The sequence below is a fragment of the Vibrio splendidus 12E03 genome (genome assembly GCF_000272105.2).
In the GTDB taxonomy this organism is placed as follows: Bacteria; Pseudomonadota; Gammaproteobacteria; order Enterobacterales; family Vibrionaceae; genus Vibrio; species Vibrio splendidus_I.
Window position 1 is genome coordinate 41,249 of sequence record NZ_AJZD02000174.1, and the last position, 15,276, is coordinate 56,524.

Annotated in this window: 12 protein-coding genes; 3 read left to right on the forward strand and 9 right to left on the reverse strand. The window is 45.6% G+C overall.

Annotated features, from left to right (window positions below):
• Positions 1 to 172: 172 nt before the first annotated feature.
• Entirely contained in the window at positions 173 to 4,069 is a 3,897-nt protein-coding gene (purL, locus tag A142_RS12035) for a phosphoribosylformylglycinamidine synthase (RefSeq protein ID WP_019823895.1), read from the reverse strand.
• Positions 4,070 to 4,398: 329 nt separating this feature from the next.
• On the opposite strand from purL, the gene mltF reads away from it, so the two are divergent.
• Both mltF and A142_RS25550 read left to right on the forward strand, forming a co-directional pair.
• Entirely contained in the window at positions 4,399 to 5,967 is a 1,569-nt protein-coding gene (gene mltF, locus A142_RS12040; protein ID WP_029405559.1) for a membrane-bound lytic murein transglycosylase MltF, read from the forward strand.
• 301 nt (positions 5,968 to 6,268) lie between these two features.
• The gene (locus A142_RS25550) at positions 6,269 to 6,400 is read left to right on the forward strand and encodes a hypothetical protein (protein WP_017059878.1); all 132 of its coding nucleotides are present in this window, start codon (positions 6,269 to 6,271) and stop codon (positions 6,398 to 6,400) included.
• A gap of 62 nt (positions 6,401 to 6,462) precedes the next feature.
• Here A142_RS25550 and tadA read toward each other — a convergent pair whose 3' ends face one another.
• From tadA to A142_RS12075, 7 genes are all read right to left on the reverse strand, one after another.
• Positions 6,463 to 7,083 (reverse strand): tRNA adenosine(34) deaminase TadA, encoded by a 621-nt coding sequence (tadA, locus tag A142_RS12045; RefSeq protein ID WP_019823902.1) that lies wholly within the window; start codon positions 7,081 to 7,083, stop codon positions 6,463 to 6,465.
• 86 nt (positions 7,084 to 7,169) lie between these two features.
• Positions 7,170 to 8,459 (reverse strand): hemolysin family protein, encoded by a 1,290-nt coding sequence (locus tag A142_RS12050; RefSeq protein ID WP_019823903.1) that lies wholly within the window; start codon positions 8,457 to 8,459, stop codon positions 7,170 to 7,172.
• A gap of 196 nt (positions 8,460 to 8,655) precedes the next feature.
• On the reverse strand, positions 8,656 to 10,218 hold the full coding sequence (locus A142_RS12055) for an AbgT family transporter (protein ID WP_019823905.1): 1,563 nt from the start codon (positions 10,216 to 10,218) through the stop codon (positions 8,656 to 8,658).
• 298 nt (positions 10,219 to 10,516) lie between these two features.
• Positions 10,517 to 10,966 carry a type IV pilus modification PilV family protein gene (locus A142_RS12060; protein WP_019823907.1) on the reverse strand — a complete coding sequence of 150 codons (450 nt, stop codon included), beginning with the start codon at positions 10,964 to 10,966 and terminating at the stop codon, positions 10,517 to 10,519.
• A complete protein-coding gene (locus tag A142_RS12065; RefSeq protein WP_019823909.1) occupies positions 10,956 to 12,260 on the reverse strand; it encodes a hypothetical protein in 1,305 nt (434 codons plus the stop codon). The genes A142_RS12060 and A142_RS12065 overlap by 11 nt, the downstream gene beginning before the upstream one ends.
• Complete coding sequence (locus tag A142_RS12070; RefSeq protein WP_020628677.1) at positions 12,257 to 12,889, reverse strand: PilW family protein; 633 nt, start codon at positions 12,887 to 12,889, stop codon at positions 12,257 to 12,259. The genes A142_RS12065 and A142_RS12070 overlap by 4 nt, the downstream gene beginning before the upstream one ends.
• A complete protein-coding gene (locus A142_RS12075; protein ID WP_019823913.1) occupies positions 12,870 to 13,376 on the reverse strand; it encodes a GspH/FimT family pseudopilin in 507 nt (168 codons plus the stop codon). Before A142_RS12075 ends, A142_RS12070 begins: the two co-directional genes overlap by 20 nt.
• Positions 13,377 to 13,478: 102 nt before the next feature.
• Between A142_RS12075 and A142_RS12080 the strand changes: the two genes are divergently transcribed.
• Positions 13,479 to 13,910: a type IV pilin protein gene (locus tag A142_RS12080; RefSeq protein WP_019823914.1), complete on the forward strand. Its 432-nt coding sequence runs from the start codon at positions 13,479 to 13,481 to the stop codon at positions 13,908 to 13,910.
• 137 nt (positions 13,911 to 14,047) lie between these two features.
• Here the strand turns inward: A142_RS12080 and dnaJ are convergent, their stop codons facing one another.
• Complete coding sequence (dnaJ, locus tag A142_RS12085) at positions 14,048 to 15,196, reverse strand: molecular chaperone DnaJ (protein ID WP_019823917.1); 1,149 nt, start codon at positions 15,194 to 15,196, stop codon at positions 14,048 to 14,050.
• Between the last annotated feature and the right edge of the window lie 80 nt (positions 15,197 to 15,276).

Below are 15,276 nucleotides of genomic sequence, written 5' to 3' on the forward strand. Positions count from 1 at the left end.
TCGCCTAACAAATTGATTCCATAACATTTAGCGTAGTGGAGATTTTTAGAACAGCAAACTGCAAACCTCAATTTATCACTCTGGTTCCAAAAAAATTCACAAAAAAAAGCGCAGACCTTTCGATCTGCGCTTTTAATTTTTGCTTAATCTAATCTAGATTAACGCGGCATGATTAACCCACATTCTTACGTGCGTTTTGGAACATACGCATCCAAGCGCCATTCTCGCCCCAGCCTTCAGGAGACCAAGAGTTAGCCACCGTGCGGAATACACGCTCTGGGTGAGGCATCATGATTGTCACGCGGCCATCCGTCGTTGTTAAACCTGTGATAGCGTTTGGCGAACCGTTCGGGTTGTTCGGGTATTGCTGAGTTTGGTTACCGTGGTTATCAACGTAACGTAGAGCAACCGTACCTGAGTTTTCAATCGCGTTTAGGTGGTCGTTGTCACGTACTTCTACGCGGCCTTCACCGTGAGAAACAGCGATTGGCATACGAGAACCTTCCATGCCATTGAAGAATACAGAATCAGATTTCTGAACTTCTACTAGGCTGAAACGCGCTTCAAAACGTTCAGATTCGTTGCGAACGAAACGTGGCCAGTACTCTGCACCAGGGATAAGTTCACGTAGGTTAGACAACATCTGACAACCGTTACACACACCTAGAGAGAAGGTATCTTCACGCTTGAAGAAGTTTTCAAATTGCTCACGAGTCGAATCGTTAAACAGAACCGACTTAGCCCAACCTTCACCAGCGCCTAGTACGTCACCGTAAGAGAAGCCACCACAAGCCACAAGGCCGTTGTACTCTTCTAGAACCGCTTGACCCGTAAGGATGTCGCTCATGTGAATATCAGTTGCTTCGAAGCCTGCACGGTCGAATGCTGCTGCCATTTCAACGTGAGAGTTAACACCCTGCTCACGTAGAATCGCCATCTTAGGCTTAGCGCCAGTGTTGATGAACGGTGCAGCAATGTCTTCATTTACGTCGAAGCTCAATTTCACATTTAGACCCGGATCTGAGTTGTCTTTCTTCGCTTCGTGCTCTTGGTCTGCACATGCTGGGTTATCACGTAGACCTTGCATCTTATGCGTCGTCTCAGCCCAGATAGTACGTAGCTCAGTACGGTTACGTTCAACCACAACAGACTCGCCAGACTTAATCACTAGCTCATCAGATGCTTCAACAGAACCAATTACGTGTGAGCACGCTTCTAGGCCGTTTGCCGCAAGAGTTGAAAGAACCGCGTCTAGGTCATCGTTGCGAACTTGGATTACCGCACCTAGCTCTTCGTTGAATAGTGCTGCTAGCGTGTCTTCACCTAGAGCTCCAATGTTTGCATTAACACCACAGTGACCAGCGAACGCCATCTCAGCCAGTGTTACGAACAGACCACCATCGCCTTTATCGTGGTAAGCCACAACTTGGTCGTTAGCAACCAGTGCTTGAACGCCTTCGTAGAAACCTTTTAGCTGTGCTGCGTTGTCTACGTCTGCTGGCTTGTCACCAAGCTGCTTGTAAACTTGCGCCAGTGCCGTTGCACCTAGACGGTTTTTGCCGTTACCTAGGTCGATAAGAACCAGTGAAGTGTCACCTTTGTCAGTACGAAGTTGAGGCGTAATTGTCTTACGAACATCTTCAACACGAGCAAATGCAGTGATAACAAGAGATAGCGGAGACGTTACTTCTTTCTGCTCGCCGTTCTCTTCCCACTTAGTCTTCATCGACATTGAGTCTTTACCCACTGGGATAGTTAGACCCAGTGCTGGACATAGCTCTTCACCCACTGCTTTAACCGCTTCGTAAAGGCCTGCATCTTCACCTGGGTGACCCGCTGGAGACATCCAGTTCGCCGACAGTTTAATGTGTTTGATATCGCCGATGTTAGTCGCTGCGATGTTTGTGATTGCTTCACCAACCGCTAGGCGAGCCGATGCGCCGAAGTCTAGCAATGCCACTGGCGTACGCTCACCAAGAGACATCGCTTCACCGTGGTAAGAGTCATAGCTTGCTGCCGTTACCGCACAGTTAGCAACAGGAATCTGCCATGGGCCAACCATTTGGTCACGAGCTACAAGGCCTGTTACCGAGCGGTCACCGATGGTGATAAGGAATGTTTTCTCAGCGACTGTTGGCAAGCGAAGAACACGGTCAACCGCTTCGTTCATCTCGATACCAGAACGGTCAATCGCAGGGTTGTTTGCTTTTTGCGTTTTCGCGTCACGGTGCATCTTAGGTGTCTTACCTAATAGGATGTCCATTGGCATATCGATTGGCGTGTTGTCGAAGTGTGAATCTTCTAGTTTAAGTTCACGCTCTTCCGTTGCTTTACCAACCACGGCGTATGGTGCACGTTCACGCTTACAAATCGCGTCGAACGTTGCCATGTCTTTATCAGCAACCGCCATTACGTAACGCTCTTGAGATTCGTTACACCAGATTTCAAGTGGGCTCATACCCGGCTCATCGTTTGGCACGTCACGCAGGTTAAAGATACCGCCACGCTCGCCATCGTCTACAAGCTCAGGAAGTGCATTTGAGATACCGCCCGCGCCCACATCGTGGATGAATGCGATTGGGTTCGCATCACCTAGCTGCCAACAACGGTCGATAACTTCCTGACAACGACGCTCCATTTCTGGATTTTCACGTTGTACAGAAGCGAAATCTAAATCTTCTGAAGAAGAACCAGAATCCATTGAAGACGCTGCACCGCCACCAAGGCCGATGTTCATCGCAGGACCACCTAGAACGATTAGGCTTGCACCTACTGGGATCTCTTTCTTCTGAACGTGCTCGTCACGGATGTTACCAAGACCACCAGCCAGCATGATTGGCTTGTGGTAACCACGTACTTCTTCACCTGCGTGAGAATTTACTTTCTCTTCGTAAGTACGGAAGTAACCTAGTAGGTTTGGACGACCAAATTCGTTGTTGAATGCCGCGCCACCAAGAGGACCTTCAAGCATGATATCCAATGCAGTAACGATACGGCTTGGCTTACCAAAATCTGTTTCCCAAGGTTGAACAAAGTTAGGGATCTTAAGGTTAGATACAGAGAACGCCACTAGACCTGCTTTTGGCTTACCACCAATACCTGTCGCGCCTTCATCACGGATTTCACCGCCTGAACCTGTCGATGCGCCCGGCCATGGAGAAATAGCCGTTGGGTGGTTGTGCGTTTCAACTTTCATCAAGATGTGTGTTTTCTCTTGGTGGTAGTTGTACTGACGAGTTTTTGGATCAGGGAAGAAACGACCGACTTCAGAACCTGTCATTACCGCTGCGTTATCTTTATAAGCAGACAGAACGTGTTCTGGTGTCGTTTCAAAGGTGTTCTTAATCATCTTGAACAACGATTTTTCTTGCTTAACGCCATCGATAGTCCAATCAGCGTTAAAGATCTTGTGACGACAGTGCTCTGAGTTCGCTTGTGCAAACATCATTAGCTCGATGTCAGTCGGGTTACGACCTAGCTTTTCAGTGAAGCTTTCAAGAAGGTAATCAATTTCATCTTCTGCAAGTGCAAGACCTAAGGTAACGTTTGCTTCTTCAAGCGCTTTACGTCCGCCTGTTAATAGGTCAACTTCCGCATAAGGAGCAGGCTCAGCAACTTTGAATAGTGCCGCTGCCGATTCGAAGTCAGTGAAAACCACTTCCATCATACGATCGTGCAGAATCGCTTTCAGTTCAACAAGTTGAAGCTCAGAAAGTTCAGAAGAAGTTTCAATGTAGAAAGCAGTACCGCGCTCTAGACGTGACACTTTAGCCAGTCCACAGTTGTGTGCGATATCTGTTGATTTTGAAGACCAAGGCGAGATAGTGCCCGGGCGTGGCGTTGCAAGCAGCAATAAACCTTCAGGTTCATGCTCTTCAATCGTTGGACCGTAAGTCAGTAGCTTTTCTAGCTTCTCAACTTCAGACTCATCTAGGTCTGCCGTTAAATCAGCAAAGTGGGCAAACTCAGCGTAAATACCTGTTACAGGTAAGCTTAATTCACGACAAAGCTCTAAAAGCTTGTTAACACGAAACTCAGATAGAGCTGGGGAGCCACGCAAAATTCTCATGTGCTTAGGTCTCTTATGCAGTTGATTAAGGTAGTATTGGAATAAATTCAGTGGGTTATAGGAACAACCTAACTGTTTTCTTCGAAGCTATTCCCGAAGGTTGCCAAACCTATGCCGATTCCACCTCTTCAATGCGAGCGCATTATAAAGCATTTCTTTTTGTGACGTAACACCAAAAGCAACCGTTTGCGTTATTTTTTTTATCTTTCTGCGTAAATGGTGTTTTTGCTGCATTTATCACCACTTTTACATCTGTTTAATTAAACCTGCTTTGCCAGCCTTGCGGGGTTTGGTATAAAGGGGCTTCCACTTTTCGAGATTTCATTTTGATGCCTAAATTTACGCTCATCTTTTCGTCTAAATTCATTCTGCTCGTTATCGCTCTGGTTGGGCTCGCGGGATGCCAGATTGAATCTGAACCTAAAAGTGTCCTTGAGCAGATACGAGATCGCGGCGTTCTTCGTGTCGGCACCCTCAATAACCAACTCTCTTATTACATTGGTCCTGATGGCCCAGCTGGCTTGGATTACGAGTTAGCTCGTGAGTTTGCGCAGGAGCTTGGTGTAAAGCTTGAGGTTAAACCCGCTTACCGCCTATCTGGCTTATTCCCTGCGTTGAAGAAAGGCGAGATCGACCTTATTGCAACAGGCTTAACGCAAAATAACAAACTGACACGCGCTTATCGCGCCGCGCCTGCTTATTACTATGTAAGCCAACAGGTCGTGTACAAAAAGGGGCAATGGCGCCCAAGAAACCTTGAGCAATTGATCAATTTTGAGAATGAGCGTCAGGCTGAGTTCGTCAAAGCACAAGCTGAATCAGAAGCTGCGGTATCAAATGACACGCTATCGCCATCTTTGGTCGTGGTGAAAGACTCGCACTTTGAACCAACACTCAAACTGCTTCAGAAAACGCACGATGACTTCATCTACGACACGGTCGGCAATGCAGACATCAATGACCTGCTAAAAGAAGTATCAACAGGCGAACGTTTATTTACCGTGGCAGACTCTATCGAGCTATCACTGGCGCAGCGTTTGTATCCAGACGTTGCCTTGGCATTTGAGCTAACAGAAGACCAACCTATCTCTTGGTACCTAAATAGATCGGAAGATGAAAGTCTGTATGCGTTGCTGATTGAGTTCTTCGGTAACCTAAAACAATCTGGTGAACTGGCTTCACTGGAAGAGAAATACATCGGTCATATCGGTACCTTTGACTACGTTGATACTCGTGCCTTTATCCGCGCACTGGACAGCAAGTTACCAAAATGGTCACCACTGTTTCAGAAGTATTCGCAAGAGTTCGACTGGCGCTTGATTGCTGCATTGGCATACCAAGAGTCACACTGGAACCCTGTCGCACGCTCGCCAACGGGTGTACGTGGCATGATGATGCTGACACTACCTACTGCGAAAAGCGTTGGTGTGACCAACCGTCTCGACCCGAAACAGTCGGTACAAGGTGGCGTTGAATACCTGCGCCGCATCGTGAATCGAGTACCAGATTCAATCACACAACATGAAAAGATCTGGTTTGCTCTTGCTTCATACAATGTCGGTTACGGGCACATGATGGACGCGCGTCGCCTCACGAAGGCACAAGGTGGAGATCCTGATGCTTGGGGCGATGTGAAAGACAGATTGCCGCTGTTAAGACAGAAGAAGTACTACAGCCAAACTCGCTATGGCTACGCCCGTGGTGATGAAGCTAGAAATTACGTTGAGAACATTCGCCGTTATTACCAAAGCATCATCGGCCATGTAAATAAGCGTAATAAAGAACAAGAAGAGAGTCTTGAAGGGTTGATCGTCATCCCACCTCTAGAGACTTCTGGTGCCGAATCAAGCATTAGCGCTGCCGAATCGACAGTAAGCAGTTCAGAGTCTTCGCAATAGATACTAAAAGAGCAATGCCATTAAGCATTGCTCTTTTTTTATTGTGCTTTTTATAACTGTGTAAAAGAATTAGCTCGACAAAAGGCCGTGAAAATCGATGTGTCATATTGCAGTAACAATCGAACTTTATAACGGCACACCATAATCAAAATTACGCTCTGTTGCACTTCAGTGCTGAGTTTTCGCTAGAACTGCTCTTCTGGGTAAGCCAAGCGCGCGACAGGCCAAATAAACGAACAACACTATAATTAAATCGTTAGTCCAAACTAAAAAGTCAGACGACAAATAGGAAATCATTGAAATGATGAAGAAACTGAAATCGAAGCGCCTTGATAAGACCGTTGCTGCAAACCGTCGTAAGCGTATGCTTTCAAATAACAAGAAGAAGATCATTTGGCGCAACCGTGCTTTCATGCAGATGATTGCTGAGTAAATACGATAACCAAATCACTTGGCACGGGCGCTCTTGAGATTGAGAGTGCCCAAAGCTCGCTGCTATTTCTTATTACTGACCTTTTTATCGCTACTTACTTTGTCAGCTTCTAGACGTTGCTCTTCCAACAGACGCTCTTGCTTGCGCTTCTCTTTTATCTCTTTTCTACGACGCTTGAAAAACGATTGTAATTGCTCACGGCACTCTTCCTCTAACAAGCCATGTTCAACGTCGGCATAGTGGTATGAGGCCTGACTTTCAAACAAATTCAACACTGTACCTGCAGCGCCCGCTTTTAAGTCTGGAGCGCCAAACACAATGCGCTTTACTCGGCTGTGTAGCAAAGCACCTGCACACATTGGGCAAGGCTCGAGCGTGACGTATAAAGTGGTATCGAGCAGGCGATAGTTTTCTAAGGTTTGACCCGCTTTACGCAGAGTTTCAATTTCTGCGTGTGCCGTTGCATCGTGGCTGCCAATCGAACGGTTCCACCCTTCAGAGATAATCTCCCCATCTTTCACTAATATAGCACCCACAGGAACCTCTCCCTCACTCTCTGCTTGCTTAGCTACCTCGATGGCGCGTCGCATGAAGATTTCATCTTGAGGGGTGAATTGATGGTCTGACAAAGGGAACTCCAGAAAACAAAGGATTAAAACGAAATTAGGTATGCGGTGAAGCATACCTAATCTTCGTGATAATGAACAATAAAGAGATAATAGACAACAAGAGACAATGAACGATTGCCGCTTGCTAGTTGGTCGAACGGCTAGCTATTAGCGTCTTCTATGCTATCGGCTATTGGCGTCGCTTTGATGCTCACAATGCGATTGTTCTCAACAGAGATAATTTCAAACTGCCACTGTTGGTATTGAACAACCTCGCCTGCATCAGGTAATCGTCCTATTAGCCAAGTCACAAGGCCATTCAACGTTTGGAAGCTCTCGCTTTCACCCTCAGAATCCGACAGCTCTAAACGGTTTTTCAGTTCACTGATCGGAATCAATCCATCCACCAGCAAACCGTCTTCCACTTGCTCAGTCCAAAGATCGTTCGGGTTATTCGATAGTTCGCCAGCAATCGCCTCAAGAATATCGTAATGAGTCACAAGACCTTGAACATCGCCATACTCGTCGACAATGAATGCCATCTCAGTACCCGACTCTTTAAAGTAGCCAAGTAAACGCAGAGCTTTCATCGATTCTGGAACATAGATCGGTGAGCGAGATAGCCCCATGATCACTTGAATGCTTAGATTGCCGGCCTGATTCAGCAAGGCTTTGGCTGACACCGTACCCACCACTTTATTGAGGTGATCTTGGCACAATGGAAACACACTGTGCTTTGATGAACGTAGTTTCTTTAAGATTTGCTCTACTGGTTGGTCGACATCCAGAAAATCGATGTCTCGACGCGGAGTCATTAAAGAGCTCACAAGGCGATCATCAAGCTGCAAGATATTACGAATCATCTCTTGTTCGCCGCGTTCAATCACACCCGATTCAGAACCCTCTTTCACAAGTGCATGGATATCATCTTCAGTTACGCTATCTTCGTCACCACCTCGCCCCATCAACTTGAGAATGCCTTCCGTAGAAGCCGACAGCGCAAACACAAACGGCGTCGCGATTTTAGATAACCAGAAGATTGGCAGCGCGACTAACACAGCAATGTTTTCAGCTTGAGATTGAGCAAAACGCTTTGGTACCAACTCACCGACAACGATGGCGAAATAAGTAATACCCACCACCACAACCGCAGTAGACAAGATATTCGCTTGTGTTGGATCGAGTCCCCATAGTTCAAGTTGAACGGCCAGTGGAGCCGATAGCGTTGCCTCGCCCACAATACCGCTGAGCAGGCCGATTACTGTGATACCGATTTGAATAGTCGAGAGGAAGCGGGTTGGGTTTTCTTTGAGCTCAAGAGCAATCTGAGCGGAACGGTGTTTTTCGGCTAAGCGTTTCAGCCGACTATTTTTTGCTGCTACCAATGCAATCTCTGACATGGCAAACAGACCATTTAAAACAATTAACCCTACTAAAAGCAGAATCTTCATGTGGCTTGGATTTCCTAAATTTACCGGCCAACAATTAGCCGTAATCCGGAGTATAAGCTGAGTGCCTTTATTTTGAATATAAAAAGTTTTGGATATAGAAAGTTTTGGATATAAAAAATAGCGAAAAAAAGCCCGCACATTTCGGTGCGGGCTTCGATGATTTTTATGTTACTTACTTTTGCTTTTCTTACTTCGCTTACATTGTGTAAGTGTAAGGTGCTTGGATACCTAGTGGGATACCAAGAGCCCAGTAAGCTAGCAAGAAGATAGACCAACCGATTAGCATAGCAATCGAGAATGGCATCATTAGAGAAGCTAGAGTACCGATACCTGTCGACTTAACGTAGCGCTGACAGTAAACAACAACCAGTGGGAAGAACACCATTAGTGGAGAGATGATGTTAGACACTGAGTCACCTACACGGTAAGCCGCTTGAGATAGCTCAGGAGAGATACCCACAACCATTAGCATTGGAACTAGGATAGGACCAATCAGTGCCCACTTAGCTGAAGCAGAACCAACAAGAAGGTTAACTGCAGCCGTTAGTAGAATCATACCAACAACCGTTGCTTCACCTGGAAGGTCCATCGCTTTCAAGCCTTCAGCACCGTAAAGTGCCAGCATAGTACCGATGTTTGATTGAGCGAATGCAGATAGGAATTGAGCACAGAAGAACGACATTACAATGTATGCGCCCATCGTTGCCATCGTCTCAGACATTGCTTTGATAACATCATTACTATTCTTGAATGTACCCGCTACACGGCCGTAGACGATACCCGGAATAATAAACAGGATGAAGATCAGAGGAACAATAGACTTCATCACTGGTGCTGAGAACGCCGTTAGTTCGCCTTCAGGTGAACGAAGTGCTGAGTTTTCAGGCATTAGAGCCGCGATAAGCAGACCAATACCGGCAACCATTGCCCAACCAGCGAATTTGAATGCTTTAGATTCAATGGCTGTGAACGTACCTAGATCAGGTGCTTGTTCTGCATCTTCATCTACAGGCGTATTAGCAAGACGAGGCTCGATGATTTTCTCTGTAACGTACCAACCAATTGCCACAATTAGAATTGAAGACAAACCAGTAAAGAAGATGTTCGCTAGAGGGTTGATCACATATGCAGGGTCAAGAACGTTTGCCGCTGTTTGAGTGAAACCAGCTAGTAGCGGGTCAATACCTGAAGGGATGAAGTTTGCAGAGAAACCACCTGATACACCAGCAAACGCTGCTGCAATCCCCGCAAGAGGGTGACGACCCGCAGCGTGGAAGATGATACCGCCAAGAGGGATTACTAGAACGTAACCTGCATCTGCTGCTGTGTGAGACACGATAGCAACGAGGATTAGCATTGGCGTTAGTAGCTTAGCTGGCGTGAAGTTAAGCATCTTCTTAAGGCCAGTCGTAATGAAGCCTGAAGAGTCAGCAACGCCTACACCTAGCATAGCAACAAGTACGATGCCTAGAGGTGCGAAGCCTGTGAACGTGGTAACCATATTCGCTAGGAAGCTAGCAAGCGCTTCACCAGTTAGTAGGTTGTTTACTTCAAGAGCAGCACCCGTTTGAGGGTTGATTAAGTCGAATGAAAGATTCGATAAAAGTGCAGATGCTACCCATACAATAACTAGAGCCCAGAAGAACAGGATTGCTGGATCTGGAATTTTGTTGCCAGCGCGTTCAATGAAGTTTAGAAAGCGGTCCATACCACTGATCTTGTCAGTCGATGGTGCTTTTTTTACGGCTTGGTTACTCATTGTAACTCCATATGTGATGTTGTTTTGTTTAGGCCTAATATAAGTTTTGACCACGGCCTATTGGTACAGCGCATATTCTATTAAAGTCGTTGTTAAAAAGCACAAGATTCCACCTAATTTTCCATAAATGGAGACATATTTTGCAAAAATACCATACAACCACAACAATATAAAAACACAAAAAACACCATTCCATATACAGAGTTTTAACTAGCACATAAACAATGTCCGAGGAGTGAAAATTATCAGTAAAAGGAGTGGCATGAGCCTTGGCATGCAGTAAACGTTTGCTTGAGGGTCAATCAAACTCACTGTATTTGGAGAGCATAGTTTCGAGGTAAATACGTTGTGCGTGGTTCATACGATCTTGCCATGCAATTGTGACAGTAATGCTTTTTAACGCACTAGACAAAGCACCGTTTGCATCAGTCACTTCACAAGTCATGGCATAGGCAGAACCCGACAAACCAGATAAAGGGTCTGAACTTGCTGTGTTGAGACAATGACTCGCCTGATTTAGTTCCGAAAAAGGAATTAAACCTACCGCCCCACTCGCATTAGACGCCCGAGTTCGATAATACTCCATCTGCCTTTCTGCAAAATGTAACGCCTCTACACTGTGGAGCGCAAAGTCCGATTTTTGCTCCGCATACACCTGCAATTTAACCAGCCCTAACGAAGCAACGCCAATCAACAGAAAAGAGATAAGAACCTCTATCAAGCTAAAACCTGAGTTCCTATAAATCATTCCATGAGCCTCGTTTCCACTTCGCTTTCAAAGGAGCACTATGAGGGTTGTATTCACCGGTATAATCCAAATTGATTGAACCCTGAATTGTCGATAGTCCTCCAGTGGAATCAAAAAACATCCCGCCTTTCGGGAAAAAAGAAGCAAATCCAATATAAACTGAGTTGCTTTGTACTAAACCAGCGATAGGAATTGTATCTGGAACTTTATCCCACAAACCACTCAGTAGGTCGGTATCAGTGTCGGGAGAGTTAGGGTTATCGAATACGCCCATATCATTTAAATGATAAAAAGACCCATCAAATACGCTCGCGTTACCGTTCGCAACGATGCCATCTTGAATCACCAGAGAGCGTGGAGTAATACCCCCTGGGACAGGTTCAACTACATTAATCGCAGGTGAATAAACGACGCAATCGCCTATAACCCATACCTTATTCTCCCCACTTGAAAAGGCATCATTAATGGCTTTGCTACACTTGTTTCCTTCATATTCACCATCAACCAAATCAATATGCTTAGGGGGAGATACTGTCCGATCAATAAGGTCTACAACATGATAATCAAGCTTAATTTGGTCAATATTCTCTGATGTTTTAGGGACTCCAAAGTAATTAGAGAACGTATCGATGTTCGGATCAAATTTGAAGTCTGATTGAAAAGAGTTTGAAGGCAGTGCCCCAACAGAATCGATGGTTGCATCAATGCTAATATCAGTGGTTGGTTGGCAAGACTCAAAGGTAGGAAAAGGAGGTGATTCTGGAGTAATGGTCTTTAAACGTCCCCCTCCCTTTTTCTTATAGATGACACTATCTAGAAATCGAACTGAGACACACTCGTTAATACCATCAACAGCGGTAAGAGCAATATCGGGATTAATGTCGATGTTGTGATCTGAAATAAATTCTAAACTCGAATTGGTTTGCATTACTCCTAATCCCGAAGCATCTTCAAAGCTAATCTCTTTGTTTAACGCTAAAGACTCTGAACGCGACACCAATATATTCGGTGTGAGGGCTTCTGATTCCAACGTAACGACTTTCGATTGCTGACAATGATCCATTAAGTCATTGGGAATAGCAGTCAGGTCATTTTCGGCGATGTAAGTGAAACCACACTCTAAACCACCTTCTGCTAACCAATGGGCTTTACGCCCCTCGACCTCGTTTTGAGCGACTTTAATTTGATGGAAAACACTGCGGTAAGTGCCTAACGTCACCACTAAAGATCCAACTAAAAGAACCGATGTCACCAACAAGGTCACCACGCCACGCTGCTTTCTAAATATCATCATTGCCAGTTCCTTTGTTTAACGGAAACCGAAACCGATTTGGAAATACCTGCGGTTGGAATTGAGGCTGTGATACTAATGTCAGTAAATGTGCTCTTGATAGAGTTCAGCTCTAATACTTGGGAATTAATGCTGAACTCATCAACATCAATGAGGTTGTCATCGAAAAGTGAGTAACATCCAGTGACCTCATGAAATGTAGGAATTGCCTCCGATACAGTGGTGCCCTTTTCACATATTTGCAGTTTGGTTCCATTTTTTCTGTAAACGATATTTCGATGATCTTTACTTGCACTCGATCCCTCTCGGAAGTAAACAAAACCAACGGCAACACCACCGCTTACTTGAATGGTATCCGTTGCACCAGATAACTTGATTGAGTAGCCGTTTGAGCCATCGTATCCCGCTCGTTGGATATCCTCTTTCATTACCTGCATGGTGCTGGTGAGGTTTTGTAGCAGTAGTAACTCAATGCCCTTATCTTTAGCAATTCTCTGCCCAGTGATGAAAACACTCCCGATAATTGAAATAGCGAACACGCCAATCACAGAGGCCACCATTAATTCAATCAGTGATGTGCCTTGCTGCTTGCTAGGAGCTACCGCTGTCGATTTAACACGCATCATAGCCATACTGTGCACTCGACTCACCACAGACCTTAATTCGCCCCGGCGGGCTGGATAATTTGATCAGAACCCGATCGGTTGAATCCGCATTAGGAGCCAGATAGAGAGTCCCGCGAGAAGGCCTTCCACGAACGCTCTCAAAAGTGATTCTGTCTCCGGTGTAGTTATGAGAAAAAGAAAGGTCGCGAAAGGGTTCACCCGACAACTGCAGTAAGGTTTCTCCTGACAAGTCTTCGGTCGGTTTTAACCAAATAGTCCAATCTCCAGTTGATTGCACTTCATTCTTTTCCATCGAGAAATGAACCCAAAGATCTTGATTCCTTTTTACTGACTCTGACTTAGCCTGAATAAGAAAACCATTCAACTCGCCAGCCAATCGCTGCATCTTCACAGTTTGCGTTACTGAACTAAAACTCGGGGCAGCCGTCGCTATCAGTATCGATAACACCGACACCGTGATTAACAGCTCTATTAAAGTAAACCCGCGAGTCATTTCCCAAATTCCTATGTAATACCGTTCGTAACCGTATTTAATCTTGCGCCGATGCTACCACCGGAGAAAAATAGGCAGAGATATTAAAGGAAACTACTCGCGATGATTCGAAGAAATATATGCAACAACAACAACTTAAGCATTAGAGGGATGACATTGGTCGAATTATTGATCGCTGTCGCCATCGTGGGGATACTTGGTGCCATTGCGTATCCAAGTTATACGAGCCATGTAATTAAAGCGCACCGAGTCACCGCGATAGCTGATATAACAAAGATACAATTGGAAATGGAGACGCTGTACACTGGGAACTATGCATCCGCAGCGGAGAATATTATTTCCGGAGGGACATGTTTGTTTTGCAATACCGACACCAGCCGATACACGTTAGCGATTTCGGCGAGTAGTACCACTTATGCCATTCAAGCAGAACCACTTTCACAGCAAGTGAATGATGAATGTTTAGACTCGAATACCGATAAGTTGGAATTGCACCACTCGGGTGTTTCAGAGCCAGAAGCGTGTTGGAAGTAACAAGAACAACCACCAAAGGGCTCGATAATTTATCTGAGAAATCTCGACTCTTTCTTCTCTGAGCTTATTTTCTCTGATCTACAGATACAAAAAAGCCTGCACACTAGCAGGCTTTAAAAGTTTCAAATCACTATCAACTACTTAGTTAGGTCATCGAAGAAGTTTTTCACGCCGCTGAAGAAACCTTCAGACTTTGGCTTGTGCTTGCTTGCCGCTTCACCACAACATGTCTCTTCGAATTCACGCAGTAATTCTTTCTGACGAGAGCTTAGCTTAACCGGTGTTTCAACCACTAGTTTAACGATTAGGTCACCTACACCGCCGCCACGAACGCCTTTCACGCCTTTGCCACGCATACGGAACATACGGCCCGTTTGTGTTTCTTCTGGCACTTTAAGGTTTACACGACCATCCAGTGTTGGAACTTCAACTTCACCGCCTAAAGCAGCCATAGAGAAGCTTACTGGAACTTCACAGTAAAGATTGTTGCCGTCACGCTCAAAGATGTTGTGCTCTTTTACGTGTACTTGTACGTACAGGTCGCCAGCTGGAGCGCCTTGCTCTCCCGCTTCGCCTTCGCCTGATAGACGAATACGATCGCCAGTATCAACACCAGCAGGGATTTTAACGTTAAGTGTTTTCGTCTTCTGTTTGCGACCTTGACCATGACATGAGTTACATGGGTCTTTGATGATCTTGCCTTTACCGTTACAAGTAGGACAAGTCTGTTGAACCGCAAAGAAACCTTGGCGCATTTGTACTTGGCCGTGGCCATGACAAGTGCCACATGTTTGTGCAGAAGAGCCCGCTTTCGCGCCGCTACCGTCACAAATATCACACTCGACAAGAGTTGGTACTTCGATTTCTTTAGATACACCACGAACGGCTTCTTCTAGAGAAAGCTCCATGTTGTAACGCAAATCAGAACCACGTTGTGCACGCGCTTGACCACCACCGCGACGACCGCCGCCAAAGATATCGCCAAACACATCACCGAAGATATCGCCGAAGTCACCTTGGCCACCGCCGCCGTAACCGCCGCCGCCACCCATGCCACCTTGTTCAAAAGCTGCGTGGCCGTATTGGTCGTAAGCTGCTTTCTTTTGAGAATCGGTTAAGATCTCGTACGCTACTTTTACTTCTTTAAATTTGTCTGCTGCGCTGTCATCACCCTGATTACGGTCCGGGTGGAATTTCATCGCTAAGCGTTTGTACGCTTTTTTAATATCGCGCTCTGATGCATCGCGGCTTACGCCTAATACTTCGTAAAAATCACGTTTTGACATGTTCTAGGTCACCAAATAATTGCTACTACCGAATGATCACTTCAGTAGTCTGTGTATCAATCTAGATAAAAGTTCTGCCG